The following is a 15,071-nucleotide window of genomic DNA, read 5'->3' on the forward strand; positions in this document are numbered from 1 at the left end:
CTCCTCCTACCGAACAATACGAGGAGCATAATGAATGCCACTAACCTTACAACACTTTTAAAAAATCTACTTAGCTTTATTTGCTCATGCTCTGTGTAGTCATGCCCTTTGTTAGAGCAAGGTGTCGTTTATGCCAGATTTAATAGTGATAAAACGTTCAATTCATCTAGGTGCGTGAAAACATGCACAAAAAAGCCTTCATATAGAAGGCTTTTTACTGGTTAACTTTTGTTAGTTTACTTTCATACTTAGTAAACTATTAAGTGTAAGGTATTAAGCTTTACGGCGACGTGAAGCACTTGCTAAACCTAATAAACCAAGGCCTAAAATTGCAACTGACGTTGGCTCTGGCACAGTCGCTTTAGAAAGCGCTGCAGCATTTGAAGATTGTGCAATTTCTAATGTATATAACGTATTACCTTCTAGGGTAATTAAACCAGAATCTACAGAGTTACCTGCAGTTTCATCTAACAAGTCACCCACTTTATTATACGTACCTGTTTGTGAAGGCAGAATGCTATTTAGATCAAAATTAAATAAAGGGGTACAAGCAAAACAACCATATTCATTTAAAGTAACTGTTAAGCCCCAATCTGCTACACCTTCACCACCTTCGTCGAATACATTGACAAAAGTTGACCACAGCCAATCAAAGTTAATGCGAGCAAAACCATCAGCCGTAGGGCCAAAAGTAAATGAAGCTTCTAAGTTGTTAATGATTTGCGAGTTTGCATCAGTGCTAGAGTTACCATAAGCACCTACGCTACCACTTGTACTACCATCTGCACCACCAACGGCAAAAATATTACCCGTGATACCTGAATGCGCATCAGCATTGCTAGTGCCATCTGTTTGATTAGAGTTTAAATCAACAGTTAAAGGGGCAAAAGGGTCAGTAATCAGTGTACCGAATGAATCACCGTCGGTATTACCGTCTAATGTAGTGCTTACATTAGTCCCATTAAAAGAAATGCCAACATTCTCTAATTCAAACCCCGTAGGCGCAGGCCCAGGTAATAATACATTTTTATCTGCGTCATAAATAGTAACTGTTAAATCGTTTACGTCAATAGATGATTCAGCGATAACAGAGGCATTTGCACCAAAAGAGGCAACAGTAAGAGCTGAAGCTGCGATTACACTTTTTGATAAATTAGTCAATTTCATTTTTTCTCTCCAATTCCATGTGAAATACACGATTATGATTTCTTAATACTAGCATGCGCATTCCATGCCAACATTTTAAGTTGCTGATTTTAAATGTTTTGCTTGTGAATTAAATGTAAATTAAATATTAATGTAAAAAATTCTGACAGCTTATAATGGGGTAGTTCGGTTAAAATATAGACGTTAATTAAGCAAGAGCTACGGATTCACAACACCATTAAGAGTAAAGGCTCCTTTAAATACCATATTTATTTGGTGACAAGATGCTTTCTTTATCAAGGGCTTGCTTTATTTTTTTTAATTGCGGTATGAGTGAACTGTCAATTTTCTCATAAGCATCGTGGGCATGGCTAGAAAGCCGATAAGGAAAGTAACCTTTATTAGTTAGGGTTTCAAATAACTCATCATGACAAGCAAGTGCCTTTGCATCTTCCCCTTCAACCTCACGATCATAAACCAGAGATATAACACAGTCTAGGGTTCTTTCGGTCAATAAAGTTATGGATAAACCGGGCTCGAAGCCATATTTTATTTGAATATCAAAAATAATATCAGACATTATTTTTACATGCTTGCCGTCAATAGGCGCTATGGGTGCAAGCCAGAGTAGGCCAACATTGTCCTGAGTAGGGTCAATATTGTTGGTCAGTGTAGGGGGTGTTTTTTTACGCCAATAGCTACTTGGAATAAAGTAATGAGTTGGAATCCCTTGCTTTAGACGAAATATCTTTTCAAGTAAGGGTACATTAGTATTGAAATCTATCGGTGTAATAAAACTCAACACTGACTTCATTTTTATGGCAACTTTAAGGGTAAATTCGTCAATAAATTTAACATCATCAGCAATACCTTTAACCGCTGACTTTAATATTTTCTTCCAAACCTTTACTTCAGCTTTGGTGCCGTAAAAAGCACCGGACACGCTCCAACTGCTGATCATAAATTGTTTCTTTAATTGTGCTTTTAACGCCTCTGGTAGTGGCGTTTGTCCTTTGGACTTCTCCCAAGGGTAGAAGCTCAGTGCTTGTATCGCTTTGTGATCATTACCAATATGCGCCGCACTTTTTATTATGCCATTTAACTTTAAAGGCTGTAGCGCATCAATAAGCAAGGGGAGTTTTTCATTGTTATTAATACTAATAAAAAAAGCTTCAAAATACTCAGGTTTTGGCAGTAGCCAAATTGTCATTTTAGTGACAATACCTAAGTTTGATTGAGTAAATAACCCATCAACGTAAGGGCCAATACCCCACTTATAACAATTGGCAGCCACAGGGGTAATGCCATTTTTCGAAAATTGCTTAAAGCCAGTATTGATAGTAGTGCCATCGGCTAGAATAATTTCAAAGTTACACACCTTATCAAAATGATCACCATAGGTGGTATGGCCAAACCCTCGCTCTAGTGTATTGCCGATAATGCTACAATGGGGAGAGGAGCCGGTAGCATCCATCCAAAAGTCACCTCCTTGTGTTTGTAAAAAATCATAAAGTTCTTGCTGAGTAATACCAGCAGAAACTGTAACTGAGCCTTGCTTACTGTCGTAGTTTTCGATGGTTTTAAGCCTGCTCAGCTTTAATAAAACAGCATTATCAAAGCTGGGTTCTTGTGCGGAATAGCCCCAGTTTTTACCTGAGCTCACGGTATATAAAGCCGCTTTTTTGCCAGGTGTATTTTGTGCCGTATTGTATTCGTGAATTGCCGCAAGTATTGCTTTTATTGCTTCACTATTGCTTGGCTCAACCACAAGTACATTACTGTGCTTGCTAGGAAAAGTGCCTTGGTTATAGGGAACTAATTGGTTATCATTCGAAGTAACATAGTCAATGCCAACTATTGTTGTTAACGCCTCTATTAGTTTGTCCATGTTTCACCCGATATCTTTTGGTTTATTTTAATTCAATAATTATATTATAGGGTGAAGATTAATTGTTTTGCACGTATTAAACAAAAGTAAGCAAGTACGGCGCTGTTACTTTTGAGTAATCGACTAATTATATTATCTAATGAGAACTCAGTGGATTATCTTCATAACGCTAAGCTAAAAATTATACCTGTCATTATGTGCGGGGGCAGTGGTACACGCTTATGGCCACTCTCAAGAGCAGAGCATCCTAAGCAGTTTATTTCGTTAATCAATGATACTAGCTTGTTGCAAGATACTTTAGCTCGGTTGCCAGTGGGTCAAGAAGCACCGCTATTTGTTTGCAATGAAGAGCATCGTTTTTTAGTGGCTGAGCAGATTAAGCAAGTTAATTGTGATAATGCCAGTATACTACTTGAGCCTCAGGGGAAAAATACTGCGCCAGCAGTCGCCTTGGCTGCGCTTAACGCGTTAAAGAAAAATGAAGACCCTTTATTATTAGTATTAGCAGCCGACCATGTTATTAAAAATGTTGAACAATTTCATCAAGCAATTAATGTTGCTGTCAATGCTGCACAACAAGAAAAGCTAGTGACTTTTGGTGTTGAACCTACGCATGCAGAAACAGGGTATGGTTACATCAAAAAGGGCAGTCCATGGGGTAGCGAGCAAAATTGTAATACATTTGAAGTAGCACAGTTTGTTGAAAAACCAGATAAAATAACAGCGCAAGGTTACCTAGCCGCTGGGGAATACTTATGGAATAGCGGTATGTTTTTATTTAAAGCAAGCCGTTACCTTGCAGAGTTAACACGGTGTAGGCCTAGTATTTTAGCCGCCTGTCAAAAAGCGATGAGCAAGGTAAAAGTGGATGTAGACTTTATCCGGCCAGACCGTCAAGCTTTTTTACAGTGCCCAGGTGAGTCTATTGATTATGCCGTAATGGAAAACACCACAGATGCAATTGTTGTCCCCTTAAGTGCTGGTTGGAGTGACATCGGTTCTTATTCAGCGCTTTGGCAATTAGGCCAACAAGACTTGCAGCAAAATGTGCTTAAAGGTGATGTTATTGCGCACAACACCCGTAATAGTTATTTACATAGCCAAGACAAGCTTATTGCTACTTTAGGCGTTGACAATCTAGTGGTTATTAATACCCCCGATGCGGTTTTAGTGGCGAATAAAGATCAAGTACAACAAGTTGAAGGCATTGTTAATGAGCTAAAAACACAACAGCGCTCTGAAATAATATTACACCGTGAAGTTTATCGCCCTTGGGGTAAATATGACCTGGTAGACAGTGGTGAGCGTTTTCAAGTAAAGCGGATCACGGTAAATCCAGGAGCAAAATTATCCGTTCAGGCTCATCAACATAGAGCAGAGCACTGGATTATTGTTTCAGGAACAGCAAAAGTAACCCTAAATAGTGAAACAAGTCTGCTAGGCGAAAATCAATCAACTTATATTCCTATGGGTGCTATACATGCTTTAGAAAACCCAGGAAAAGACCCGCTAAAAATGATTGAAGTACAGTCGGGCAGCTATTTAGGTGAAGACGACATTATTCGTTTTGAAGATAAATATGGCAGGTAATAAAGCCGTCGTGCTTCCCTCCAGTAACTGTTATCAATATCAACCTTTGTCTTGCTTCAAAGCCAATGACATTCGTGGCAAGCTCGGTGAAGAATTGAACACAGACATTGCCTATCGAATTGGGCGTGCGTTTTCTCAATACACAAAAGCTCAGCAAGTCGTTGTTGGTGCCGATAGTCGTTTAACGAGTGCAGAGTTAACGTTAGCACTGACAAAGGGGTTAATAGACGGCGGAACCCATGTTATTGATTTAGGTTTATCAGGCACAGAGCATATTTACTTTGCCACTCATCATTTACATTGTGATGGCGGGATTATGGTCACCGCAAGCCATAACCCTATTGACTATAATGGCATGAAACTGGTGCGAGAAGATGCAAAACCCATTAGCGGCGATACTGGGCTTTTTGATATTCGTGCCCTAGCCGAGCAAAATATTTTTTCAAAAGTCGTAAAAAAAGGCCAACTATTTACCCATGACATTAGTAAAGCCTATACGGCACATATACTCACCTTTATTAACATTAACAACCTAGCCTTGCCTGATAAGCCTTTAACATTGGTTGTGAATGCAGGTAATGGCACTGCTGGCCCAGCAATTGATGCCATAGAATCTACTTTTAAGCAGCTTAAGGTGGTAGTGAACTTCATTAAAATACATCATCAGCCTGATGGTAGTTTTCCGCATGGTATTCCTAACCCCTTGCTGAAAAACAATAGAGCGGCCACCAGTGCAGCCGTTCTTGCCCATAACGCTGATATGGGTATTGCTTGGGATGGCGATTTTGACCGTTGTTTTTTATTTGATGAGCAAGGGCAATTTATTGAAAACTATTATATTGTTGGTTTGTTAGCTCAGAGTTTTCTTAATAAAAACCCTGCGAGTAAAATTATCCATGACCCACGCTTAACCTGGAATACTATCGACATTGTTGAGCAAGCCGGTGGGCAGGCGATCCAAAGTAAAACGGGGCATGCTTTTATTAAAGAGCGTATGCGTAGTGAGCAGGCTGTCTATGGAGGCGAATTGAGCGGCCATCATTATTTTCGGGATTTTGGCTACTGCGACAGTGGCATGATCCCATGGCTATTAGTTGCTGAGCTTGTCTGTTGGCAAAAAAAACCATTATCGTCTTTGGTGCAAGCGCGCATTGCCACTTATCCTGTATCAGGAGAAATTAATCGCGATATTACTCATCCTACTCGTGCAATTGGGCGGGTGCTGAACTTTTATCAACAAAATGCGCTATTGATAGATAACACCGATGGTATTAGTATGGAATTTGATACTTGGCGCTTTAATTTACGTTGTAGCCATACTGAGCCGGTTGTTAGGCTAAATGTTGAGTCAAAGGGCAGTGTTGCGTTAACGAACGAAAAGGCGCAAGAAGTATTAAAGCTATTATCATCCTAAATATCGGCCTCTAGGCGTTAGCTCACTTGCAGCGGTTGTTGTTTTTGGAACAAGCCTAATACTCAAATGAATCTTTAGGGAAGTGTCGTGGCGTTTGAAGCGCGCATTTTTATTATTATCTCGCAAAAGGAAAGTTAAATGAATTTCTTAAAATCAATGATTTGCGCAAGTGTTGTTATGGCACTCTCTGCCTGTAGTGACAATGAAACAGCGCAAACATATATCAGCAAAGCTGAAAGTTTGATTGTTGAAAAACAAAGTAACGCCGCGATTATTTCGTTAAAAAACGCTCTTAAAATAGAGGCTAAAAATGCGCAAGCACGGTTCTTGTTAGGTCAGCTTTATTTAAATGAAGGTGATGCAAAAAGCGCGGAAAAAGAGTTAGCGATTGCTAATCGATTAAAGTATCCTGCAGACAAAGTGTTGCCATTATTAGCACGCGCCTATATGTTAATTGAGTACGATGAAGATATTTTATCACTGAGTGAACAAGCAAAGCTTTTGTCTCCCTCCAGTACTCAATTTCTTGCCTACAAGACAATGGCAGCATTACGTACTGAAAACAAGGCCCTTGCTCAAGAGGCTGTGGATAAAGCCCTACTTGTATCAGCAAATGATAGTTATAGTTTACTAGCCAAAGCATACTTAGCATTTGCTAACCAAAATACCGATCAGGCTAGAACACTAGTTGAGCGCATTATTACTGCCAGCCCAAACAATGCAGATGCGTTAATGTTGCAAGGGCAAATCGCGATAATCGATAAGAATTTTTCCCTAGCGGTAAATAGTTTTCAGCAATACTTAGCACAGCAACCGAGTTCAGGTAAGGTTGAGCTATTTATTGCTGACGCCCTAATGAAAAATGGCCAGTACGAAGAAGCAGAGCAGATTGCTGATGCAATATTAGCAAAAATACCAACACAACCATTCTTACAGTACATTAAAGCCGTGGCGCGCTTTGAAAGTAAAGATTATACCGCGGCCAGTGAATACGCTAATCAGTCATTAAACTCAGGCTTCAACACTTTTAGTTTGAAGTTAGTTGCCGGTGCTAGCGCTTTTTATTTACAAAATTATGAACAAAGTAATCAATATTTACAGGAATTAATCCCCTATATTTCTCCTGAGCACCCAGCAAGAAGAATGTTGGCTATAAGCCAGTTAAAATTGGGCTTAATTGATGATATTAGTGAAACCTTAACGGGGTATGATTCAATAACGGCAGACAATGCACAGTTTCTATCAACATTAAGCTATGAGTTATTAGAAGTGGGTGCCTTTGATGAGGCCAAAGAAATGGCGGAATATGCCGCTAGCTCTGATCAGATGACAGCTGAGCAAACAGCGAGGTCGGGTGTTTTAAAGTTAATGATGAATGACCCTTCAGGTGTTGAAACGCTAGAATTAGCCTTACAACAAAACCCTGAATTAATCTCAGCCGAACTTGCCCTAGCTTTTGCATCCATTAAGTTAGGTGATTTACCTAGAGCTATTAAAATCGCGGATAAATGGTTATCACAATACCCTGAAAAAGCCAGTGGTTACAACTTACAAGCCAGTATTTATTTAAAACAAGATAAGCTGGCACAAGGGAAAGCAGCATTAGAAAAAAGCTTACAAGTAGAGCCGAATAATGCCTTTGCCTTAATACAAATGATACGGCTTGCTAATTACCAACAAGAGACCAAACAAGCAAAACTATTAGCAGAGCAAGCGCTAAAGGCTCATCCGAATAATATTGAAATATTAGGCCAATACTTTACGTTTAATCAAGACGAAGCTGGTCTGAAAGTGCTAAGCCAGGCGCAACAAAGCCATGGCGACAATATTCAATACGGTATTCTGTTAGCGCAGGCGCACATGCAATTAAAGCAATTTAAGCAAGTCACTTCGGTCTTAGAAGGTTATCAAGTTAACGCCAAAACACCTAAACGCTATTGGCAGTTATTACTGGCCGCAAATGCCGAACAAGATGCCGGCAAAGACATATTTTTGATCTTAGACAAGTGGCATAAAGTCAGTCCGTATCATATTGACCCCGTATTACTCTTAGCAGACTATTGGGTTAACAAAAGATCACCCGACAGAGCATTAAGTGTTTTACAGAGCGCTTTAAAAAAGCACCCTAATAATGTCATGCTACACTTAATAAAAATGCAAGTTTTGCTCGATAATAATCGTGCTAATGACGCTAAGTTATTGACGCAGACACTGAAGGAATTTGATCTCAACCCAGACTTACTGGCAGGTATTGAAGGGCGTATTTTACTGCTTAACAAAGAGTTCTCAGCGGCAATACCTAAATTAAACCAGTTATACAAAATAAAACCTAGCAATGCCAATGCAACCTACCTAGCCTTTGCATTAGAGGGCAATAAGCAAAAGTCTGAAGCTATCACCTTACTAGAGCAGCACAGCGCTAATGTTGAATTAAACCAGCAAATTAGTCCGAGAGTTAGTTTAAGCTTGGCCAACTTATACTTAGCTGACCAGCAAGATAAGGCGGTGGCCGAATATGAAAAGCTGATAACTGTTATGCCAAACAATATTGTTGTTTTAAATAATCTAGCTTGGCTTTATATGGATCAAGGAAAATTTGTTCAGGCGTTAGAATACATTAAACAAGCCTATAGTATTAATAGTGAAGTGGCGAATGTTGCTGATACTTATGCTCAAATCTTATTTAAGTCAGGAAAAAAAGTGGCGGCTTTAGTTAAAGTAAAAGAGGCCTATGAATTAGCAAAAGGGCAAGACATAGAGATTGCCTTAAACCTTGCAGAGATATTGATGGCCAACAATAACAACGACGAAGCTCAGTTGCTTTTATCAGAGCTTAATGTCATAACGGAAACGCAAAAAAAGAGAAAGCAGCACCTGTTGAAGTAATAGTAGTGCTTTGAGGAAGAAAGGCCTACCGTTTTTGGTAGCCTTCTTACTCGTGAATGATTACTGTGACGGTATATTGAGCAATTGTTGGCTAATATCCTGTTCTATTGATTGATATAAATTTTGAAAACCAGGTGATAAGTTAGCAAGAAATACTTCTGGGGTGATATAATATGGCGCTCTTAAACCATGGTATTCAATAGGCTCACCAAGGGGCTGAAAATTTATACCAACAAATTTCATACTACGGGCTAACCGTGGCTCCATCATTACGTATACATGCTTAATACCTGTGTTTATCGCCATGGTTGCGGCAGCCATATATAAACCAATAGCAATAAAAGGGAAGCAGCGTAATTCAATCTCAGAGTAGTTTTTTTCTTGAATAACACCGGTAGCAGAGCCTTTAAATTGGTCGGTTCTACGGCGTCTAAAGTCAGACTTTACCGCTAACCGTGAAATTTCAGCAATTTCAGAACGTTTAAAGTGTTTAGGGTGAAGTGCTTCATTTGTTATTGAGTCAAGGCAAAACTTTTCAATGGGTAAAACTTGCTCTTCTTGTTGAATTCTTACTATGCGTACACAGCTCGTATATGTGTCAGACGGCTTGTGTTTAATCAGAGAGAAAATCGATTGGCTATCAAATTCATCGCTTTCTTGGCCACCGGCTTTTATATCCTCAAATGCCAACTCCTCACAATAAACATTGTGGCGTATTTTAAAAGCCTCTTCCTTTAAGCCGTCATTAACAGCAACCTGGGGCTCTAAAAAACGACTAAAATGTTCAGTAATATTATAGGCGTCACGACTCACTTTAATTGAGGCGACTTTTTTTGTAATATTGCCAATAATAGGAGTGTTTAACAGGCGCTTATTCCAGTTCATTTTATTTCCAAGTTGTCATGTTAGTGTCAATGGTAACAGCCACTTATAAAAATTCTAGCGTATGTTAACTAAATACCCAGTAAGAAAAAAGTATAACCGACAGCTAATTTTTTTGCCGGTATCGCTTCTACGCTTTACAAGGTGAGACATCAATGAATAAAACAGGTATTCGTTGTCGCTGCACCTAGCCTGAATATTCATTTAGTATAGCTTAATTTAGTCTATTTTATTTATTTTTCCATCGTAAGGTTTTTGCCGCAGCTTTTGTTTGTGCTTGCGAATACCATGCTTTTTTTAGGTGTAATCATGGCTTGTTAAAGTTAACACGTAAATATTAATTTTTTAATAAAATAGGGAGAGTTATGGTCGCTAAATAAAAAATTGCGTAAAGTAGTGTGATGTCGTTATTTCTTAAGGGGAGAGTTTGCCATGTTTAAAACATTGATGACCACATGGATAGTTGTTACTTTCATGTCTGTAGGTGAAGCAAAAGCAAATTTTGTTGATCTGGTTGCCCAAGTTAAGCCGTCTGTAGTGGGCATTGGTGTACATACACCAACAAGCCGACCACAAAATATTTTACGTGGCACAGGCTTTGTGATTGGCGACGGGCGTTATGTCGTAACTAATGCCCATGTGTTACCTAAAGCGCTTGATGAGAGCTTATTGCAAAAAATGGCTGTTTTTATTGGCTCAGGTAAAGAGGCTAAGGTGAGGCAAGCTGAAATTATCGCTACCTCTGTGTTATATGATTTGGCTATTTTAAAGTTGTCTGGTGCAGCGCTGCCAGCGATGAAGCTTGCCAACCCTACCTTTCGCGGCGACGGCACTTATGTGGCTTTTACTGGGTTTCCTATTGGCTCAATACTCGGTTTATATCCAGTGACTCACCGAGGAATGATTGCAAGCACAACGCCTACAGTAGTACCGGCTCAATCAGCGGAGCAAATTAGTTTAAAAATGCTTAAGCGCATGCGAAACCCTTATTTGGTCTACCAACTTGATGCAACGGCTTACCCTGGCAACAGCGGTAGCGCAATGTATGATACAAACACTGGGGAGGTTTTAGGTATTATCAATAAAGTTTTTGTGCAAACAACGAAAGAAGCTGTCATTGCAAACCCAAGTGGTATTACTTACGCTATTCCTGTTAAATACTTACATGAAGTGTTGCGAGAAAATAATATTACCTTGGAGTGACTAGCTAAGATAAATGCTAATGTAACTCAGCGAGCCTATCTTTTGAGTAGTCATCAGTATTGGCTACTTTACTCTGTATTAGCTAGATTAACTTGATAACTTTCAAGCGGTGAATATAAGGCTGATAAGGGCACTAATTCAATATTGTTTTGTGCCAGTGTTGGAATTAAACGCGTTAAAGCTTGAATTGTTTCAGGGTGTGGGTGTGCAATGGCAATCGCTGTTTTATTCGACAGAGCATAATGAATTAAAGATTGAAACTGTTGAGATATATAAGCGTCTGTTAAGTGATTATCTAAAAATACATGCCTGTTTCTTACCGGAACACCCACTAACTTTGCAATACTCCCAGCTTTAGAGTGCGGGCTGGTTTTACTGTCTAAGAAAAGTAAGTTGTGTTGCTTTAAAAAGTTCATTGTCCAAGTCATGGGGTCACTTAATTGGGTTAAATGGCTACCCATATGATTATTAATACCAATAGCAAAAGGTATTTCGGCTAATGACGTATTTAAGCTAGCGACAATTTCATCCTTATTCATGGTGCTAGTAAGCGCACCCGGGCCCAGTTTTTTACCATTCTCTGCTTCCATTGGAATATGTAGAATGACTTCCTTATTATTGGCATTGGCTAGGGCGGCTATTTTTTTACCATAAGGCGTTTGGGGTAAAACAGAATAAGTAATAGCACCTGGTAGTAACAAGGTATTTTTATCAGTATAGCGGTAGCCTATATCATCGATAACAATGGCGATACGCACGGGCTGCGCTTGAATGCTTTTTGTTGGAAAAGTGCAAAAAACGAATAAAGTGATTAATGCTGAAATTTTAGCGGAAACGGTAGGAAAAACTGAAGTCATTGAATATGTTATTTATAATAATTAGTAGTAACAAAGGATAACATTCGGGAAGGCTGTTTAGTAGTAACTTTTATTCTTTACCAATGTTGGCTGCAATAGTTACCCTAGCGACACCATAGTTTAGGGTTGACTGCTTTCCCCTGATAGCGAATTTCAAAGTAGAGTCCAGGGTTGTTTTGTCCACCACTTTGGCCTACTAGCGCAATGGGTTCGCCTGTTTCTACGCGCTCACCGACTGACTTTAATAGTGTTTGGTTATGGGCATATAAGCTCATGTAACCATTACCGTGGTCAATGACCGTTAACAAGCCATAACCTTTGAGCCAGTCAGAAAATAAAACAGTACCATTATGTATTGTTTGTACTTGTCTCCCAATGGGGGCACCGAGCAAAACACCTTTCCAGGTTAAATAGCCTTGTTTTTTACTACCAAAACTACGTAATAACTTACCTTTCACTGGCCAACTTAGCTTTCTTTTAAGCTTGCTTAAACCGGTTAAGTTAATTTCAGCACGGATAATTTCAGTGAGCTTTTTTAAGGCGGCAGATAAGTTGGCTTCATCAGCTTTTAATTTAGCTAAATGTTGGGTGCTTGATAATAACTCTTTACTAAGAGAGGCAAGTGTTTCACTACGTTTTTCTTTATTTTTACTCAGTGTCAGTCGCTGTTGCTTTTGGTTTTGCTGTAACTGTTGTAAGTTCTCCACTTGCTCTTGATGCTGAGTGGTCACTAACATTAACTGGGCTATGGTTGCTTGAAATTTTTCTATTTCTTCAATACGTGCTTTATTCATGTATTGATAATACGTAATGCTACGCTGAATTTTTTCACTTTGTTTTTGGTTTAATAGCAGCTTTAAATAGTCATGTTGGCCTGTGGTGTATGCCGAGCGGAGTTGCTTTGCTAATAATCGCTCTTGTGCTTGTTTTTGTGAGGTTAATTGCTTTTTCTCTTGGCTTAACGAGGAAATTTTACTTTGTGTTTCTGCTAATGACTGTTCAGTATTGTTGATGGCTTTAGCAATCTTGGCGATGGCTAAATCATCACTCTTTAACTGTTTTTCTAGGGCAGCCCTGGCTTTGTTGGTTTTAAATATATTTGACTCTTGCTTAGCAATAGCCTGTTGAACGTCGTTAAGTTGGGCAGTGTTGCGCTTTTTTGCTTTCTCATGCTCACTTTCGTTTGCGCTACTATAAACAGAGAGCAATAAGCAACTTACCAGGAGTAAGTTGCTTATGGTATGCTGAAAGTAAGTGACTATAGGCATCAATAAATTTATCTTTTGCAGGTTAGGGCGTTAAGTAGACATTTTATTCGCATAAAACTGTCGACAGCATTAGCGCTGTGCTACATACATTACCTTATATTTATATCAGGATGGTATAGACTTGATATTACTTACAGTTTGCCCCATTAATCTAGTTGCATCAAGACCGAACCGGTCATTTCTTCGGGTTGCTCCATGCCCATTAAATGCAATAACGTTGGCGAAATATCACTTAACGTACCTGTACTTGCCGGTGTCGCATTTCTGCCAACATAAATAAGTGGTACCGGTTCACAGGTGTGTGCGGTATGAGCTTGGCCCGAAACCTCATCAACCATTTGCTCTGCATTACCATGGTCAGCAGTAATTAAACACTCGCCACCCGTCTTTTGCAATGCGCTAACAACGCGTCCTATACAGGTATCAACGGCTTCACAAGCTTTTACTGCTGCAGCAAAGTTACCCGTATGCCCAACCATATCACCATTGGGGTAATTACATACAATAAAGTCATGTTCACCGCTTTCAATGGCAGCAACGAGCTTATCGGTGAGCAAGGTTGAGTTCATTTCTGGTTGCAAATCGTACGTCGCTACGTCGGGTGAAGGGATTAAAATACGAGTTTCACCATCAAACTCAGCTTCTTGTCCGCCACTAAAAAAGAAAGTTACGTGGGCATATTTTTCAGTTTCTGAAATACGTAACTGAGTTTTATCATGCTTAGCAAGCCATTCTCCCATGACGTTATTAAGAGGCGTTGGTGGAAAAGCGCAATTGGCTTTAATGTCAGCTGAATATTGCGTTAACATAACAAAGTCGCTAAGCGTGGGCACTTTTTTGCGGTTGAAGCCGTCAAAGTTACTTTCGGTAAAGCAGCGACTAAATTGGCGGGCACGATCGGCTCTAAAATTCATGAAAATTAACGCGTCACCATCATTAACTTCAATCACCTCACCTTTGGCGTTAACGATAGCGCTGGCGCTAACGAATTCATCATTTTCATCGCGCTGATAAGCCGCATCAAGTGCCGATAATGCATCTTGGTATTGATACTTAGCATCACCTGAAACCATGACGTTGTATGCGGCTTCTACACGATCCCAGCGTTGGTCTCGGTCCATTGCAAAATAACGTCCAACAACAGAGGCTATTTGCCCTTCGCCTGTTGAATCAGCAAATAATTGTGTCAATTTCTGTTGGGCTTTTTCTATGGAGCTTTTGGCGCTGCGTGGTGGTGTATCGCGACCGTCTAAAAAGGCGTGCAGGTAAACTTTAGTTGCACCGCGCTCCTTTGCCATTTCCATCATCGCAAATATATGATCTTCATGACTATGCACACCACCTGGCGATAATAAACCAAATATATGCACGGCTTTATCTTGTGTGCTTGCTTTGTCAACAGCTTGACATAAGGCTGGGTTTTGTGAAAAGTCACCGTCGGCAATGGCTTTGGTAATGCGAGTAAAGTCTTGGTAAACAACGCGCCCCGCACCTAAATTTACATGGCCCACTTCAGAATTACCCATTTGTCCTTCAGGTAAGCCCACAGCCATGCCTGATGTTTGTATTAACATATTAGGGTAATCTGCTGTAAGCTTGTCTAACACAGGAGTGTTAGCAGCTTGTATTGCATTTGATTCGCCTAATTCACGATGGCCCCAGCCATCTAAAATAACGAGTACGGTTGATTTTTTCTTCGGTGCATCAATGGTAGACGCGTTACTGTTAGACATAATTACTAGCCTTGTATAGAGTACCTAAATTAAATTACTGTCATTGTACACAGTCAAGTTGATTTAATTAAGCAAGAAATGATTCATTTGGTATTACTAATACGAATAATCAATTCCCTAGAGGCTCGCAATTCCAATCAGCTTGGGTATAATGTCACGATTTTTTTATTTATTAACACTCTATATTGAAAGAAAGCCATCACT

The 15,071-nt window shown here is 39.6% G+C and carries 10 protein-coding genes; 4 read left to right on the forward strand and 6 right to left on the reverse strand.

The genetic code is table 11. The features are described from left to right. Positions 1–273: 273 nt before the first annotated feature. Complete coding sequence (locus AC0UA9_RS13495; protein WP_475660626.1) at positions 274–1,167, reverse strand: PEP-CTERM sorting domain-containing protein; 894 nt, start codon at positions 1,165–1,167, stop codon at positions 274–276. Positions 1,168–1,402: 235 nt separating this feature from the next. Next, complete coding sequence (locus AC0UA9_RS13500; RefSeq protein ID WP_475660627.1) at positions 1,403–3,034, reverse strand: FAD-binding oxidoreductase; 1,632 nt, start codon at positions 3,032–3,034, stop codon at positions 1,403–1,405. Between the two features lie 195 nt (positions 3,035–3,229). Between AC0UA9_RS13500 and AC0UA9_RS13505 the strand changes: the two genes are divergently transcribed. The 3 genes from AC0UA9_RS13505 to prsT all read left to right on the forward strand — a co-directional run bounded on the left by AC0UA9_RS13505 (position 3,230) and on the right by prsT (position 8,924). After that, positions 3,230–4,624, forward strand: coding sequence for a mannose-1-phosphate guanylyltransferase/mannose-6-phosphate isomerase (locus tag AC0UA9_RS13505; protein WP_475660667.1), 1,395 nt, complete (start codon positions 3,230–3,232; stop codon positions 4,622–4,624). After that, positions 4,614–6,038 (forward strand): phosphohexomutase domain-containing protein, encoded by a 1,425-nt coding sequence (locus AC0UA9_RS13510; protein WP_475660628.1) that lies wholly within the window; start codon positions 4,614–4,616, stop codon positions 6,036–6,038. Before AC0UA9_RS13505 ends, AC0UA9_RS13510 begins: the two co-directional genes overlap by 11 nt. Positions 6,039–6,176: 138 nt before the next feature. Continuing rightward, the gene (gene prsT, locus AC0UA9_RS13515; protein WP_475660629.1) at positions 6,177–8,924 is read left to right on the forward strand and encodes an XrtA/PEP-CTERM system TPR-repeat protein PrsT; all 2,748 of its coding nucleotides are present in this window, start codon (positions 6,177–6,179) and stop codon (positions 8,922–8,924) included. Positions 8,925–8,984: 60 nt separating this feature from the next. On the opposite strand, the gene AC0UA9_RS13520 is transcribed toward prsT, so the two are convergent. Next, on the reverse strand, positions 8,985–9,809 hold the full coding sequence (locus AC0UA9_RS13520; protein WP_475660630.1) for a PEP-CTERM/exosortase system-associated acyltransferase: 825 nt from the start codon (positions 9,807–9,809) through the stop codon (positions 8,985–8,987). Between the two features lie 429 nt (positions 9,810–10,238). Here AC0UA9_RS13520 and AC0UA9_RS13525 point away from each other — a divergent pair, with 429 nt between their 5' ends. Beyond that, positions 10,239–11,009, forward strand: coding sequence for a S1 family peptidase (locus AC0UA9_RS13525; protein ID WP_475660631.1), 771 nt, complete (start codon positions 10,239–10,241; stop codon positions 11,007–11,009). Between the two features lie 68 nt (positions 11,010–11,077). On the opposite strand, the gene AC0UA9_RS13530 is transcribed toward AC0UA9_RS13525, so the two are convergent. The 3 genes from AC0UA9_RS13530 to gpmI form a co-directional block, all read right to left on the reverse strand. Beyond that, positions 11,078–11,866, reverse strand: coding sequence for a divergent polysaccharide deacetylase family protein (locus AC0UA9_RS13530; RefSeq protein ID WP_475660632.1), 789 nt, complete (start codon positions 11,864–11,866; stop codon positions 11,078–11,080). Between the two features lie 104 nt (positions 11,867–11,970). Beyond that, entirely contained in the window at positions 11,971–13,074 is a 1,104-nt protein-coding gene (locus AC0UA9_RS13535) for a murein hydrolase activator EnvC family protein (RefSeq protein WP_475660633.1), read from the reverse strand. A 206-nt stretch (positions 13,075–13,280) separates the two neighbouring features. Further along, complete coding sequence (gene gpmI / locus AC0UA9_RS13540) at positions 13,281–14,867, reverse strand: 2,3-bisphosphoglycerate-independent phosphoglycerate mutase (protein WP_475660634.1); 1,587 nt, start codon at positions 14,865–14,867, stop codon at positions 13,281–13,283. Positions 14,868–15,071 lie beyond the last annotated feature (204 nt).

It is taken from the genome of Colwellia sp. F1 (genome assembly GCF_056238625.1).